This is a genomic window from Anabaena sp. CCY 9613, from assembly GCF_963920895.1.
Taxonomy (GTDB): domain Bacteria; phylum Cyanobacteriota; class Cyanobacteriia; order Cyanobacteriales; family Nostocaceae; genus Cyanocohniella.
The window spans coordinates 124,927-139,841 of the sequence record NZ_CAWUDE010000009.1; the positions used below are offsets into that span (position 1 = coordinate 124,927).

13 protein-coding genes and 1 pseudogene are annotated in these 14,915 nt (G+C 40.2%); 7 read left to right on the forward strand and 7 right to left on the reverse strand.

Features of this window, described 5'->3' with window-relative positions; translation table 11 throughout:
• The first annotated feature begins 300 nt into the window (after window positions 1-300).
• From ACM0OT_RS12775 to nblB, 5 genes are all read left to right on the forward strand, one after another.
• A complete protein-coding gene (locus tag ACM0OT_RS12775; protein WP_414564719.1) occupies window positions 301-1,257 on the forward strand; it encodes an RNA polymerase sigma factor, RpoD/SigA family in 957 nt (318 codons plus the stop codon).
• A 377-nt stretch (window positions 1,258-1,634) separates the two neighbouring features.
• The gene (locus ACM0OT_RS12780; protein ID WP_414543073.1) at window positions 1,635-1,979 is read left to right on the forward strand and encodes a DUF760 domain-containing protein; all 345 of its coding nucleotides are present in this window, start codon (window positions 1,635-1,637) and stop codon (window positions 1,977-1,979) included.
• 208 nt (window positions 1,980-2,187) lie between these two features.
• Window positions 2,188-2,601 (forward strand): 8-oxo-dGTP diphosphatase MutT, encoded by a 414-nt coding sequence (gene mutT / locus ACM0OT_RS12785; RefSeq protein WP_414564720.1) that lies wholly within the window; start codon window positions 2,188-2,190, stop codon window positions 2,599-2,601.
• Between the two features lie 119 nt (window positions 2,602-2,720).
• The gene (locus ACM0OT_RS12790) at window positions 2,721-3,185 is read left to right on the forward strand and encodes a CBS domain-containing protein (RefSeq protein WP_414564721.1); all 465 of its coding nucleotides are present in this window, start codon (window positions 2,721-2,723) and stop codon (window positions 3,183-3,185) included.
• Window positions 3,186-3,248: 63 nt separating this feature from the next.
• A complete protein-coding gene (nblB, locus tag ACM0OT_RS12795; protein WP_414564722.1) occupies window positions 3,249-3,911 on the forward strand; it encodes a phycobilisome degradation protein NblB in 663 nt (220 codons plus the stop codon).
• 325 nt (window positions 3,912-4,236) lie between these two features.
• Here nblB and ACM0OT_RS12800 read toward each other — a convergent pair whose 3' ends face one another.
• Both ACM0OT_RS12800 and ACM0OT_RS12805 read right to left on the reverse strand, forming a co-directional pair.
• The gene (locus tag ACM0OT_RS12800) at window positions 4,237-4,911 is read right to left on the reverse strand and encodes a PEP-CTERM sorting domain-containing protein (protein WP_414564723.1); all 675 of its coding nucleotides are present in this window, start codon (window positions 4,909-4,911) and stop codon (window positions 4,237-4,239) included.
• 402 nt (window positions 4,912-5,313) lie between these two features.
• Window positions 5,314-5,550 (reverse strand): annotated as a pseudogene (locus ACM0OT_RS12805) (transposase); the annotation flags it as partial.
• Between the two features lie 454 nt (window positions 5,551-6,004).
• On the opposite strand from ACM0OT_RS12805, the gene ACM0OT_RS12810 reads away from it, so the two are divergent.
• A complete protein-coding gene (locus tag ACM0OT_RS12810; RefSeq protein ID WP_414564725.1) occupies window positions 6,005-7,822 on the forward strand; it encodes a C2 family cysteine protease in 1,818 nt (605 codons plus the stop codon).
• A 327-nt stretch (window positions 7,823-8,149) separates the two neighbouring features.
• Here ACM0OT_RS12810 and ACM0OT_RS12815 read toward each other — a convergent pair whose 3' ends face one another.
• From ACM0OT_RS12815 to rpaB, 5 genes are all read right to left on the reverse strand, one after another.
• A complete protein-coding gene (locus tag ACM0OT_RS12815) occupies window positions 8,150-8,809 on the reverse strand; it encodes a PEP-CTERM sorting domain-containing protein (protein WP_414564726.1) in 660 nt (219 codons plus the stop codon).
• A gap of 1,700 nt (window positions 8,810-10,509) precedes the next feature.
• Window positions 10,510-11,028: a DUF456 domain-containing protein gene (locus ACM0OT_RS12820; RefSeq protein WP_414564727.1), complete on the reverse strand. Its 519-nt coding sequence runs from the start codon at window positions 11,026-11,028 to the stop codon at window positions 10,510-10,512.
• A 51-nt stretch (window positions 11,029-11,079) separates the two neighbouring features.
• Window positions 11,080-11,718: a Uma2 family endonuclease gene (locus ACM0OT_RS12825; protein WP_414564728.1), complete on the reverse strand. Its 639-nt coding sequence runs from the start codon at window positions 11,716-11,718 to the stop codon at window positions 11,080-11,082.
• A 29-nt stretch (window positions 11,719-11,747) separates the two neighbouring features.
• On the reverse strand, window positions 11,748-12,389 hold the full coding sequence (locus ACM0OT_RS12830) for a cofactor assembly of complex C subunit B (RefSeq protein WP_414564729.1): 642 nt from the start codon (window positions 12,387-12,389) through the stop codon (window positions 11,748-11,750).
• Between the two features lie 49 nt (window positions 12,390-12,438).
• Entirely contained in the window at window positions 12,439-13,167 is a 729-nt protein-coding gene (rpaB, locus tag ACM0OT_RS12835) for a response regulator transcription factor RpaB (RefSeq protein WP_190409154.1), read from the reverse strand.
• 171 nt (window positions 13,168-13,338) lie between these two features.
• Here rpaB and radA point away from each other — a divergent pair, with 171 nt between their 5' ends.
• Window positions 13,339-14,898, forward strand: a complete 1,560-nt coding sequence (gene radA / locus ACM0OT_RS12840; RefSeq protein WP_414564730.1) for a DNA repair protein RadA — start codon at window positions 13,339-13,341, stop codon at window positions 14,896-14,898.
• Window positions 14,899-14,915: the final 17 nt, after the last annotated feature.

The window sequence follows — 14,915 nt, forward strand, 5'->3', positions numbered from 1 at the left end:
GCCTTACTAGGATTTCCATTTTTTCTCATAAATGTTACAATTATTAATAATGAAAGATACAAAAAACGTTTACCTTTTACCTTTTATCTAACCTGAGATAGTTGTGAAAACAGATAAATAACTGTAACGTCTACCAGTTAAGACCTTTATTTGATTAATATAAGCAGCCGACGAAATCCATCGGGGGCGTAAATTGTAAACCATCACAAGGGTTTCTAGCCTAACTAGCTAATGCCCTGTTTTCGTATCCACTAGTTAATGACCCCACCGTCAAATCCATCATTACCGAAGAGTAGCGCCATGAAGACCGCTCAGACAGCCACAGACCTCGTGCGGACTTACCTGCGTGAGATTGGCCGTGTGCCACTCTTAACCCACGAGGAAGAAATTTTCTACGGCAAACAGGTGCAACGTTCCAGTACCTTAAATGAAGTCAGGGAGTCTCTTGTTGACCAATTAGGTCGTCAACCGAGTCTAGAAGAGTGGGCGACAGCCGCAAATTTAGAAGCGGTCGAATTGAACGATGCGATCGCCGACGGTGAAATTGCTAAACGCAAAATGGTGGAAGCCAACTTGCGTCTGGTAGTATCCGTTGCCAAAAAATACATTAAACGCAATGTAGATTTACTAGACTTAATTCAAGAAGGCAGTATTGGGATGCAGCGGGGTGTGGAAAAATTTGACCCCACCAAAGGCTATAGATTTTCTACTTATGCTTATTGGTGGATTCGTCAAGCCATCACCCGGGCGATCGCCGAGAAAGCTCGTACCATCCGGTTGCCAATTCATATTACTGAAAAATTAAATAAAATTAAAAAAGCACAGCGCCAGCTATCTCAACAACTAGGACGCGCCCCATCAGCTGCGGAGTTAGCTCAAGAATTAGAATTGACACCCAAGCAGGTGCGAGAATATTTAGAAAAAGCGCGTCTACCTTTATCCTTAGATTTGCGGTTGGGGGATAATTACGACACTGAACTTGGGGAAATGTTAGAAGATCCAGGAGCATCTCCCGAAGAGTTCGTCATGCAATCTTCTTTATCTTATGACTTAGAGCGTCTGATGGAAGAACTCACCCCGCAGCAAAAAGAAGTAATTACATTACGCTTCGGGTTAACTGATGGACAAGCACTCACCTTGGCCAGAATTGGTGAAATTCTCAACATTAGCCGCGAACGAGTCAGGCAAATTGAACGGGAAGCCTTAACTAAACTTCGCAAGTCGAAAGCAAGTATGAATGAATACTTGGCTAGTTAGGGACTCATAAATTAGTTTACTAATGTTTTTCTAGTTTTTCCTCAGAAAAACCTTGATTTAGAGCCTGCCTAGCAGGCTTTATTCGTTTAGCTTCTGAAAGCTTTTGCATAAGGGAAGTTTGTAGTGTAGTAAAGACTTTAGTCCTCTACATCCCATACCCACATTTCTGATAACTTTGAATTTATTCTCCCCACTTACTTAGAGAGACGAGAAAATACGCTACTTTTGGTACGGTTACATCGACCTCCAATAGGTGATATGCCTGTTAAATTAGTTGATATGAATAGCCAAGAGCCAGTTAAATGAAGTAAATAGCAAGTATTTACTATTAAAATTCTCAGCACTACAGCTACTAGAGATAGTACAAGAGGTAAAGCATGAATAAACCATCTAACCGAGTTTCAGAATTTTTTAATGGTGAGTCAGAAACCAGTAATTTGCTGTGGCAGTACGTTAAAGCACTAAGTCCAGAAACAGTTACGCAACTATCTAAGCCTACTTCAGCCGAAGTTTTTCAGGTAATGGAGCGTAACATCATAGGATTATTAGGAAACCTACCTTCAGAACATTTCAACGTCACCGTCACCACCAGTCGGGAAAGTTTGGGTCAACTACTTGCTTCTGCAATGATGAGTGGTTATTTTCTCCGTAACGCTGAACAGAGAATGAACTTTGAAGCCACCCTGCAAGGCCATGAAATTAATGGTAGCGAAATTGACTAGCAATCGAAAATTTTGCTTAAAACTTCAAAGTCATTGGGTTTATACCTCCTCACAGTCACGGATAAACCCATAAAAAATAAATTTCATGGAGCATTTTCACAACCAACCTTCCCTTAAAATAAATTGCAAGCTCGGCAGATTAAACTAACTTTCTGCCGAGTTTTGCTATGGTTTCTTGTTTACTAATTTTTCCCAACCGCCATAAACTATGACTGCAACGACTTCTTCCCCACCCCACAAAATTATTGGTGTTGCCGTAATCTGGAACGAACATGAGCAAATTTTAATTGATCGCCGTCGTCCAGAAGGTGTTATGGGTGGTTTATGGGAATTTCCCGGTGGCAAAATCGAGTCTGGCGAAACCATTGAAGAGTGTATTCAACGAGAAATTCAAGAAGAACTAGCAATAGAAATTGAAGTAGGAAAGCATTTAATCACCATTGACCACACCTATACTCACTTGCGCGTTACCTTAACAGTGCATCACTGTCGTCTCATTGCTGGTGTTCCTCAAGCCATAGAGTGCGAAGAGATTTGTTGGGTACACTTAGACGATCTAGAAAACTTTGCTTTCCCCCAAGCGAATAGTCAAATTATTGCAGCATTGAAGCAAGGGAGATGAGGGAGAAACTTTTTATTCTCTAGCCTCTATACCGTAACGATGTATTAACTCAATCAGGTTGAGTCCCGCAATTTTCTACAATGGTTGCAGAGACTTAGATTGAGGATGTCAGCAAGCCAATGCCTAAAACTGTTACCGACGTAATGACCCGTGACCCAATTGTTGTCCGGGCAGAAACTCCACTGAAGGAAGCTATCCAAATTCTGGCAGAAAAACGCATCAGTGGAATACCTGTTGTGGATAATGTCGGTAAGTTGGTAGGTATTATTTCTGAAACTGACTTGATGTGGCAAGAAACTGGTGTGACACCTCCGGCATACATTATGTTTCTTGATAGCGTCATCTACTTACAAAATCCTGCTACTTACGAACGTGAATTGCATAAGGCCTTGGGGCAAACTGTTGGCGAAGTGATGAGTAAAAACCCTGTCACTATTTCCCCTGATAAAACCGTCAAAGAAGCAGCTCAACTTATGCACGATCGCAGTGTTCATCGTTTACCTGTAGTTGACAGCACAAATCAAGTAATTGGTATTCTTACCCGTGGTGATATTGTGCGGGCAATGGCAGCTAGTGAATCTTAGAAGTTATTCCAGCGCTTTTAATTTAGCAATTTTTTAAACACTTTTGAAAATTAGGATCAATAAATGAGTATTACTCCTGCGTCTGTAAGGCAATTACTGAGTTCTGAGGATTTAGGCGATCGCTTGCGTGCAGTTAATCAAGCCCGTGAGTTGGAACCAGCAAACGCCTTTGAACTAATTCAAATTGCCATAGGCGATAGTAATTCACGGGTGCGATACTCAGCCGTAAGTCAGATGGATACTCTGGGAAACCAGGATTTACAGTTGTCGTTAGATGTATTACTTGCTTTGCTTAACGACCCCGAGCCAGATGTTCAAGCAGCCGCCGCAGACTGTTTGGGTGCCTTAAAACTCCGTGATGCTTTTGAAGATTTAGAGCAGCTTTACCATACCACCCCCGAATGGCTAGTACAATTCAGTATTATTGCCACATTAGGTGAATTAGGCGATCCACGAGCAGTTGAATTACTTAAACAAGCACTTGCTTCCGATAACGAATTAGTGCAAACAGCTGCAATTAGTTCTTTTGGTGAGTTGGGAGATATCCAAGCAGTTCCCCTGTTAACCCCCTTTGCTAGTAATTCAGATTGGCAAATTCGCTATAGAGTCGTGCAAGCTTTAGCTCGTTTAGGTGGTACTGAAGCCAAATCTGTGTTGGAAACTCTCGCCAATGATCAAGTTGAAGCTGTAGCAAATGAAGCTAAAACATCTTTGCAATCGGTTTGAAGGTTTGTAGTCAGGACTTTAGTCCTTTTTTGATAGCTAAAATTCTGCCCATATACCAATCAAACACATCGGTTGATTTATTACCTCTAAGTGCATTAACAGTAATTAAATTTACCCCTTATTAATGCTATCAATAGGAGAATTACAGAAACTATCCTGACGTGATTTCTTGACTTTCACAATAGTTATAGTAGACTTGTCGGGTAAATGAAAAAAATCGATCTAACTGGGAAAGTTGTGCGTTCCAGTTAGACCGAAGATAGTAATCATAGCAATCGTCGTTACTTTCAGTTTCTGAAAGTAATTTTTTTATGTGAAGACAGGCTTAGGAAGGGATAGTTTTGTTGCGACGACGAGATACAGCCATACCTGCGGCGACTATACCCAAGCCCAGTAGTGTAGCTGGTTCAGGAACAGTAGTTAGAGTTATTTCGTAACGGTTCGCCTCCCCTGAAACTGAAGCGCTTAAGAAGCCTTTAGCAACGGTCTGCCCATTGAAATTAAAGGCTCCCTTAATCCCATCAAATGCTCCATAAAAAATGAACTTGGACGCTAACCGACTTCTCTCAATGAAAGAATCATCTAAATCAAAGGTTAACAAACCTGTGATGCCATCCAGTGTTCTTTCTCCAAAATCAATAAATGTAGGAACAGCCCCTGTTGAGTATGTAGCTCTTGCTGGACCGTCAACACTTGACCTGGTTAGATTTAGAGTACTAATTTGAATTAAAGGAGTACTGGGGTTGGGACTTAGGGTAGGGATGAAATTTCCAAAATCACCATGAGCATTAACGCCATCAACATTAACAAATCCAATGCTAGTGTTTAACGGATTGACTCCATTGTCAGGAACTAAGGCTTGACCACCAAGACCAATACTGCCACGGAGTATTGCTGCTTCAGCAGAACCACCAGGGGTAAAAGTTGTAGCAGCAACTATAGGTATAGCAGCTAATACTGCAACAGCACCTTTAAAAAGATTGGATTTACAAGTAATCATTTGAAACTCCTATAAACAACAAATTTTCATAACATAACTGCCACTGATTACGTGTATACGTCAAGTAACTTCACGGTTAATCAGTTAGTTATGTATCTCTTTCTTCTAGTAGAATCACACAAGTACCTATGAATCGGCAATATGTAATAGGTGACTTTATAAACTCTTCATTCCTGATACAAGGTAGCTTTGTATGTCTACGCAAATTTCGATAGTTTGGCTCATTAATATGGAAATACAGAATATAAATTGGTGGAAGAAAAACTTACAAGTCAGCATTACTAAATAAAAATACGATATTTCAATTTTTATGTGTATTTTCCAAGAATATTTTGCTAAATATTGATTAAGTTCGGACAATAAACCTCTGACTTCCTGGGAACAAGATAACCTGACTTCAGGTTAAGCCGATTGAGGCAAAGCTAATTCTAAATAGAGTAAGGACTTATTAGCTTGATCAAAACAAGCAATTAACCTACACAAGAAATTGACTATAAAATTAACAGGACTGCGATGACCAGAATGCTCAATTTGAGTCATATTCTTGATCTGGTCAATAATAGTTTCAATAATCGAGTGGTTACAAGCTAAAAACTTATCAGTCAGGCGTATCAAATAACTCTTTATGTTACGTCTGACTTTAGCAAATAACTAAACCTATTTCTTTCTGCTTTAAGACAGTCGCTAGTCGCTACGCAGCTATTAAATTTTTTTCAAAAATTGGTATTAATGATAAGTCGTCACTAGAACAGGGGAAGAGCTAGTATCTTCAATGATTTTCAGGACTACAGCTTTAGGACCTTAGATTTTTTATCCCGAACTGATGTTATGTATTTTCTCGTAATATAATTCGGTTCTTGTGGGTGATATTAACTAATTCAAACAGATTAATGCTGGCTGTATTGCCTATTCTTCCTGAAATTACGTGGTTATACCTAAATTTTATATTGGGTGGTTTCACCCTGGCTAACTATCAATTTTAAAGAGCAATATTAAACAAAATTCACACCAACTTTTTGTTGTTAAACAATTTCTTTAAATTATTCATGGTGTGATGTACCCAATTTTCGATACCATTTAACAAGGGATATTTATGCTTGATAAAGCAGGTAATACTTTAAATACTGCTAGAAATTTAACCCTTATTCCTAATGTGCAGGCTTTCACAGACTGGGTGGGTTCTTCAGATATCAATGATTTCTACAGTTTTAATTTCACCAGTCGCAGTAGCCTGAATATCGTTGTTGATGGTTTGAGTGCTAATGCAGATGTACAGATAATTAGAGATAAAAACAGCAACGGTGTAATTGATTCTGGTGAAGTGATGGCTGGTGCTTATAAGAAAGGAACTTTAAGTGAATCAATTCGCAAGACTTTAAACGCTGGAGATTACTTTATTCGAGTCTATGCAAAAGATGGTGACACTAACTACAGTTTAAAAATTTTTCAAAATTTTGCTCCTAATTCACTACAGTTTAAGCTCGATAAGACTAGCCTCAACGCAACAGAAACCCTGAGTATTAATAGTGCTTGGGTATCAGATAACAATGGTAATAGTGATATTTCCAGGGTAGATTTCCGCATTAGAACACCAGACGGGGAGTTACTAAATGTGGCTAATGCAACTAAATTTACCCCCACTATCAGTAATGCCAATAAAGCGAGTTTCGACTACAGTTTGTCTCTAAAAAACTTAAACTTAGTGGCGGGCGAATATATTCTCGAAGGAAAAGCCTACGATTTTACTGGTGCTGGTAGCAATACAGTCAAACAGAAATTTACGGTTACCAATACGGTTAAAGATGCAGTTACACATCAAAATTGGTTCAGTAAAAATCTACTCAACCAAAACATGATTACCTTGACGCGGAACCTAGCGGCTGATGGTGATTTGAGTCGTCAGGATATGTTAAATATCTTCAGACATGTCCAAAAAGATTCTGTAATTGATGCTAATGAGGTAAAAGACCTCAAAGCATTGGTAAGTTCAGACACCCCCTTTAGCATGGTAGATTCTGTAAAATGGTTATCGACACAGGTTGCTAGTGGTGCGTCTGTAAATATGAGCGCTAGCCAGTTTGAATCAAATTTAGTTGGTCGCTGGTTCTTAGGCACAATGGCACCGACACCTGTTTTTAAAACCAAGAATCTCACCTACGTTGAATTAAAAGGTAATCTGTTTGGTAGTGCAAATGAAGCGCGAATTGGTGATATCGATCAAGGAAATCTAGGTAATTGCACCTTTTTAGCAGCTTTGGGTGCAACCTTTGAGCGTCAATCTGATGATTCAGGTAACAATTCTAGTGCTGTTATTAACAGCATGATTACAGATAATGGTGATGACACCTACACCATACGCTTTTACTCAAATGGTGAAGCACAATATGTGAGTGTTGATCGTCGGATTGCCACTTCTGGAGGAAAAATCTTTGGTGCTAAAGCCAATGGTAGTACAAATCCAAATAATGCCGACAACGTAATGTGGGTGTCTTTAGTTGAAAAAGCTTATGCTCAATGGCAGGAATGGACATATGGCGATCGCTACTCAGGTTATAATTTGACTGGTAGTGCCGCCCATCTTTCTCGTCCTCTTGAGTTCGTTACAGGACAAAAAGCTACTAATCATAATACCAGCAGTATTAATTTTTCAACTCTGGAAACAGCTTTAGCAAATGGTCAGGCTATGACAACCCAGAGAAATAGTGCCAATGGTAATACCCAATTTATCGTAGCTGCCCATGCCTATTCAGTGACAAATGTCTACACCAATAATAGTGGTGAGCAAAGGGTTGTGGTTCGTAATCCTTGGGGGGTTGATGGTAGGACTAAAAGTGGTGCTAACGATGGATTTATTGATTTATCCTTTAAGGAGTTCCAGCAGACTTTTACTTATGGGGTTACCATCGCTTAGAAACACTGAGTTTACAAAGAATAATATTGCCAGAGTGCTACAAATTTTTTGCCTGACATACTGCCTTAGTCTGTTAATATAACAAAATGAATGCGCCCCCATGCTGATAAAAAAGCATGACTGGCGCAATTCATATTTTTTCAGTTAAACTAGCAACTTGTCGAAGAATTTCATCTGGCGGATAGAAACCGCCTTTGAAAAAACACTACTTGCTCTAACAAGTCGTCAATCATTAATTTGAGTTGTTTAGCCGTAAATTTTACTAATCACGGCTATTTTTTTAAGTTACTTCAACAGGCTGCTAGCTTGATCAAACTTGCTATTAATTTAGGCTTGTAAGAATTTCTTACGCTTTAAACCAGTACTGATTCCTAGTGCAGCCATAGCTCCTAGTCCTAAGATAGTAGTAGGTTCGGGAACGGGTGTGACTTCACCCTCTGGCTTATCAAAAGTAATTTGAAAAGTACCGATATTACCACTGCGAGATGCATTGATGATCAGCTCTCCCAAAATATTGCTTCCATCAGGCTCTATAAATAAGATCTCTAGTGGAATACCTGGCCGAGTCTGATATGAAAAACTTGTTGAAGATTCGACCCCACGAACTAAACCATTAGATGTGTCTTGTAGAATCCCTCTGACAATTCCGCCACCTTGCGCTACGCTGCGCTGTAACTGAATAAAGTTATCAATTAAAGGGACGTCGTATAAAGCACCAGGGTTAGGACCAGTTAGAGAAATATTTAGAAGCTCAGTCACTAAGGTAGCGCCTTCAAATTGACCCTCGCCATCATCAATGAACCGAGTGGTGAATTGGAGAGTGGTGTTTACGGGATCGCCCTCAAAGGCAACTGATCCACCTATACCACTGGAACTGAGCGCTTGGGCAGGAGCAGTTGCCAAACCTACACCAGCGAGAACACCGAAAGCTGCAACTCCAGCAGCGACTTTGTTAGCAATTTTACTGTTTTTTGCGATGGTAATCATTGTGATTTGCAATAGAAGGGGTAAGTTTGTCAATGCGTAACTTAGACTATTCCCCTGGCTGCCTTGTTTTTATATCTCACATCTTGCACTAAGAAATATTGATGTAATTTAATCCCTCAGTATTTGGCTGAAACCCTTATTTTAGTGGTAAAAGCTCATAAAACTTAGGTTGCTTTATCGAGCATGTTATTACTTTGTCTGGGTTTGTACTGAGAGGTGCAGGATCTGATATATGAATATACATTTGAAGGCTAGAACTCTAACAAAATCGTTAGTGTAGAGCTTCAAATTTACTAATTTAGACAACCAGAGAATCCGTGGTACAAATAATTCTGAACGTATGATTACTTATTCAGAAGTGTGGTGTTCACTTTTTTATCTTTTTTAAAAAAGTATTTCCACTGATACCTTATTATCATTAGGCTACATAAAACCAAAAAATGCAAGTATTCGTGAAGTACTTCGTCAAAACTTTATTGTTTGCTTTAATTTTTTTAAATAAGTAGACGTATGAAAATATTTACCGTGATTGACAGGCTTAAGTAAATAAGGCTAAATCGTCCCAAGCCCTTGTGATTACTAGTACCTCTGCCATGTTTTACTAACCTTTCCCTGAAAGGCTTTCGCAATGACATTATGTAATTAATTATATTTATCTACTTAACGTACTGCGATCGCAAATAACTCTTCAAGCCAGTAGTACTATAGACAGATTTACCGAAAAGATTCACTACTCATAAATATCCTCACGGAACCTACCCTTGGCCTGTTGACATTTTTAGCTCAGTAATATTAAAAAACTAGATAATTACAGATAAGGAACAGAAACTAAATAATTCCTGTAGGTTGGGGAGTCACGGCATTGGAGAGATGGCGCGGTGAGCGGGTTTCTCGGCTTGGAGGTAGTGGTGTTTGAGGTCAGGAAACCCAACATCATTAGCAGCTTTGGGTATCGCTATTGCTTCACCTAACCTACAAATTTTGGATCTTATTTAATCCCCAATCCTAAGTTGTGAATAGGATAAATAGAGACTTTATTGTAGAAAGTCTCTGCGTAAACAACCTACATAATCTAATAAATATCTCATTGTGCCAGTTTGAAAAGTGGAATATGAATTGTAGTTAATCCAGACCAATATTTTGTTTTTATTAACAAACCGCATAATCTAATAAATATCTCATTGTGCCAGTTAAAAAAGTGGAATATGAATTGTAGTTAATCCAGACCAATAGGTGGCAGCATTTTAATTTTTTATCTGGTGATATCACTCAACAACATAAGAAGTAAATTGGCGTTTAAAGGGAGAGTGGAAGCCAATAACGATATGGGAGAGAGGTAAACGTCACTCAACAAATCGTTCTGTAATAAATTCTTCTGTGCGGTTATATTTAATCCATCTTTTGCCATTTTGAAGATCAAAAATTGATAGGTGTATAGAATGGCACTTACCTAGCAAAACCTAGATACTGTGGGCAAAGCTCATCCTACGTATATCCTACGTATATTGCACAAATCTAATAGGAATCCTATATTACTGAGGCGATCGCTAGCAAATCACCATTTGGCTCTGATCTATCTTGGTGCTTGAGGCGCGGAACATCTTGACCCAACCTCATTTAAGGCTAAAAGGGGAGAAGCCCAGCTGTTTCAAGAACAACCAGGCTTCTGGGGGATGGGGTACTTACAGTATACCAAATTTTTACGCGCCGTATACCTGAGACCAAGTTGTAACTACAAAAACTACCACTGCTGCGATCGCCAACACCCCTTGAATCAAATTTCCCACCAATGAACCGACAATAATTCCTACTCCAGCCTTAACAGACAACCATAATTCACGTCGGTAAATAAATTCACCAATAATTGCCCCTAGTAGTGGCCCTAGTAATATTCCTAACAAGGGGCCCCCGAAAGGCAGAGTTGGTAGTAAACCAAAAAATCCTAATATCAAGCCGACAATTGCACCTATTTGTCCCCACTTGCTAGCACCTGCATGTTTCGCACCTAAGTAGCTAGCTAAAAATTCAATGCCGATACTGAGGAGTAAAACTACGACTATGACAATGAGTGGTATCTGAATGGCGGCAAAAGAACCACTCATCACTCCCCAAATAATAATAGAGGTTAAAATTAAACCACTACCAGGGATACCGGGAACCACAGAACCAATGATTCCTACAACCATCACGAAAATTAGTAGCCAATAAATAACTTGCATAGTTTGTAATTTTTAGCTTGGTATTGTGCTTTGTGATTCTCAAGTGTGCGATTACACCTGAGATATGTGCTGCTTTACCCAAGTGCGAAAAGCATTCTTGGCTGCTAGTTGCCCAATTTTTTTACTTTCTTGTATCCATCGGGGAATATCTCTCACCGAAATTGGCGTAAAGGTAGGACTAAACTCAACTTCTGAGTATTGATTTTCTAAAAGAGTATAAACTCGCAATACCGAACCGTTGTATCTCCAAAACTCAGGAATACCCATTGAGGCATAGAGAGATAATTTATCTATTTTGGGTCTGGAGTAATCTACCTCTAGGACTAAATCGGGTGGTGGATCTTGATTTAAATCAATATTTTCTTTATCCCTTACCAAAAATTCATTCTGAATATAATAACTACTATCCGGCTCCCCTGCTTTTTCTAGGTCATTTCGTGCCAAAGTTAATGAACCTGTAGTTTTTACTTCCAAGCCCAATTCCTCACAAAGCACAAGAATTAAGCCTTCAATCAGGCGGTTGGAGTTCTCATGCGGCATGAGTGGGGTGATGATTTCTACTATTTTATTGTCGTAGGCTAATCGAGTGTTGCGTTCATTGCCCATATCTAATAGCATGGCTTTGAATGTCTGCCAGCTAATGTTTTTTAGCAAAGTTCGGGTTTCTGCCAGTGGTGCTGTTGTTACCATTTGGGGAAATAACAATGAACAATATAAAATTAAATATCTTTGAGAGTAACTGCTAATTTATCAGCAATGCCTGCAATCCAATTTTCATCTTGTTTGGTGTAACTGCGGGGAGTATTAGCTCCTAAAATTAAGGCTCCTTGATTACCAATAGGTTGACAAATTACACCTTGAGTATTTTCTGGCAAATAATCAAATTCAACTCGTCCTGGGTAGACTTTTAAAGCGACTAAATAAATCGGCTTTTGTGTTTCTAGTACTCGTTTTAATATTGGCCCTGGTACAACTTCAGATTTAGTAGCCAGAATACCGCGACGTAACAAAACTTTACCTTGATAAACCAATACAAGCGATCGCGTGACTGTATTAGTCAATAATAAATGAGATGCCCAGGCTAATTCTGTTTTTACGGCTTCTGGTAAATCTTCTGCTAAGACAAAACCTTCTTCCCCCATTAATTCTACAGATTCAGGCGATCGCGGTTGTACTTGCTGCCAAATTAAACCCGTTAAAATCAACACTGCACTCAAAATTACGCCCAGCACATCCCCACGTGCTTGGGATTGAGTTAATTCTGGTGTCAATAAACGGTTAATCAACAAAAGTACAGCGCCTAACCCACCTACAGCCAAGGGTAGACGCCGCAAAATTCCATTGGGATCAGGTTTAGTCATTAGTCACTGTCATGAGAAAATTTCTTTCCCCCAGTCCCCTCCCTACTTCCTATTCTTCTCCTGGTTCAATGATCCGTTGGAACAAATAACCAGTACCGCGTGCTGTCAGAATTAATTCGGGATTACTAGGATCATCTTCTAACTTGGCCCGCAAACGGGAAATATGCACGTCTACTACACGGGTATCTACATGACGTTCTGGTGTGTAACCCCATACCTCCTGCAAAATTTCGGAACGGGAAAAAGCTTCTCCTGAACGGCTGACTAGCAACTCTAGCAAGCTAAATTCCATTCCTGTCAACCGAATCCGCTCATCACCTTTGTAGACTTGACGTTTGTTGGTATCTATTTTGATGTTACCAACATGAATTACCCCAGAGCTAGGAATCCCAGAAGCCCCGGTTTTATCTACTCGGCGCAGTACTGAGCGAATCCGCGCTTCTAACTCTTTGGGGGAAAATGGTTTAACTACATAGTCATCAGCACCCAATTCTAGACCGGTGATGCGATCGGCAACGTCCCCCAAGGCTGTTAGCATAATAATGGGGACATCTGATTCTTTACGTAATTCTTGACACACACCATAGCCATCTAGCTTAGGCATCATGACATCTAAAACCACTAAGTCAGGTTCAGCTTTGCGAAACGTCTCCAAAGCTTCTTCCCCATCGCCAGCTGTCACCACATCGTAGCCAATCATGGAAAGGCGCGTTTCCAAAATCCGGCGAATGCTGGCTTCGTCGTCTACCACCAGGATTTTTTCTTTATGACTTTCCAAGTTTTTCAGCGCTCCTTAACTAAAATTTTTCATGATTAATTTTTAATACCATAATATTAAGATATCATTCCATGAATTGATTGGAAAAAAGCTCTAACTCTTACCATTCTTCGATTTTAGTTTTGAGCAAAAAATTAAGGAAAAATTAAGATTTTTTAATAACTTTTAAGAATGGCAAAGCCTAAAACCTTTTACGTTTGTAACGAGTGTGGAGCAGAATCTCCCCAGTGGTTTGGCAAGTGTCCAGCTTGCGGCACCTACAATTCCCTAGAAGAGCAGATTTCTATCCAATCATCAGTAGATATACCTTCTCGGGGCGGGATCAGTAATTGGCAAACAAATCAGAACAACGGCAAACCGCCTGGTAAACCAGCAAAAGCCCGAGCTTCGCTGACATTTGATCAAATTAGCGATCGCCAAATTGCCCGATGGGAATCAGGCTATGGTGAACTAGATCGGGTACTGGGGGGTGGAATTGTTCCCGGATCGATGGTTCTCATTGGTGGTGATCCCGGAATTGGTAAATCTACTTTACTGTTACAAGTATCAAACCAACTGGCGCAGAGATACCGCATTCTCTACGTAACTGGAGAAGAATCAGGACAACAGGTAAAATTGCGAGCATCTCGCTTGGGAGTATCAAAAATCCCTGATTTGCCTAGTCATGAACCTAGTGATGAAGATGATGGGCATCATGAAAACGGCAAATTAGCAGTAAAAACACTGACTTTAGAAGAAATCGAAGAAGGTAAAAATGCGGATTTGTATGTATTGCCGGAAACAGACCTAGAAGAGATTTTACGAGAAATAGATTCCCTCAGACCTAATTTAGCAGTAATTGATAGTATTCAGACAGTGTTCTTTCCAGCACTGACATCTGCACCAGGTTCTGTAGCCCAAGTCAGGGAATGCACTTCTGCCTTGATGAAGGTGGCAAAGCATGAAGATATCACCATGTTAATTGTAGGACACGTCACCAAAGAAGGAGCGATCGCCGGGCCGAAAGTCTTAGAACATTTAGTAGATACAGTATTGTATTTTGAAGGCGATCGCTTCGCCTCCCATCGGTTATTAAGAACAGTCAAAAATCGCTTTGGAGCAACTCACGAAATCGGTATCTTTGAAATGGTGGAACAAGGACTGCGAGAAGTTTCCAACCCTTCAGAGTTATTTTTAGGTACCCGTGATGATCCTGCACCGGGGACAGCCATTGTTGTAGCTTGCGAAGGGACTCGTCCCATCGTTGTGGAGTTGCAAGCCTTAGTCAGTCCTACCAGTTATCCTTCTCCACGACGTGCAGGTACAGGTATAGATTACAACCGCCTAGTACAGATTCTCGCCGTATTGGAAAAACGGGTAGGCATTCCTATGTCGAAACTAGATTCTTACGTCGCCTCAGCTGGTGGTTTGAGTGTAGCAGAACCAGCCGTAGACTTAGGAATTGCCATCGCTATCGTTGCTAGTTTCCGCGATCGCATAGTTGATCCCGGTACAGTATTAATTGGTGAAGTCGGGTTAGGCGGACAAGTGCGATCGGTATCCCAAATGGAACTGCGGTTAAAAGAAGCAGCCAAACTCGGATTTAAACGGGCGATCGTTCCCAAAGGGCAAAAATATCCTGACTATGATATCGAGATTTTACCGGTTGCCAAGGTAATAGATGCAATTATCGCCGCCATCCCCCATCAGGAACTGACAAGCGAGGACTTAGATATAGAGGACGACGAATAGACACAGATTACGGGGGA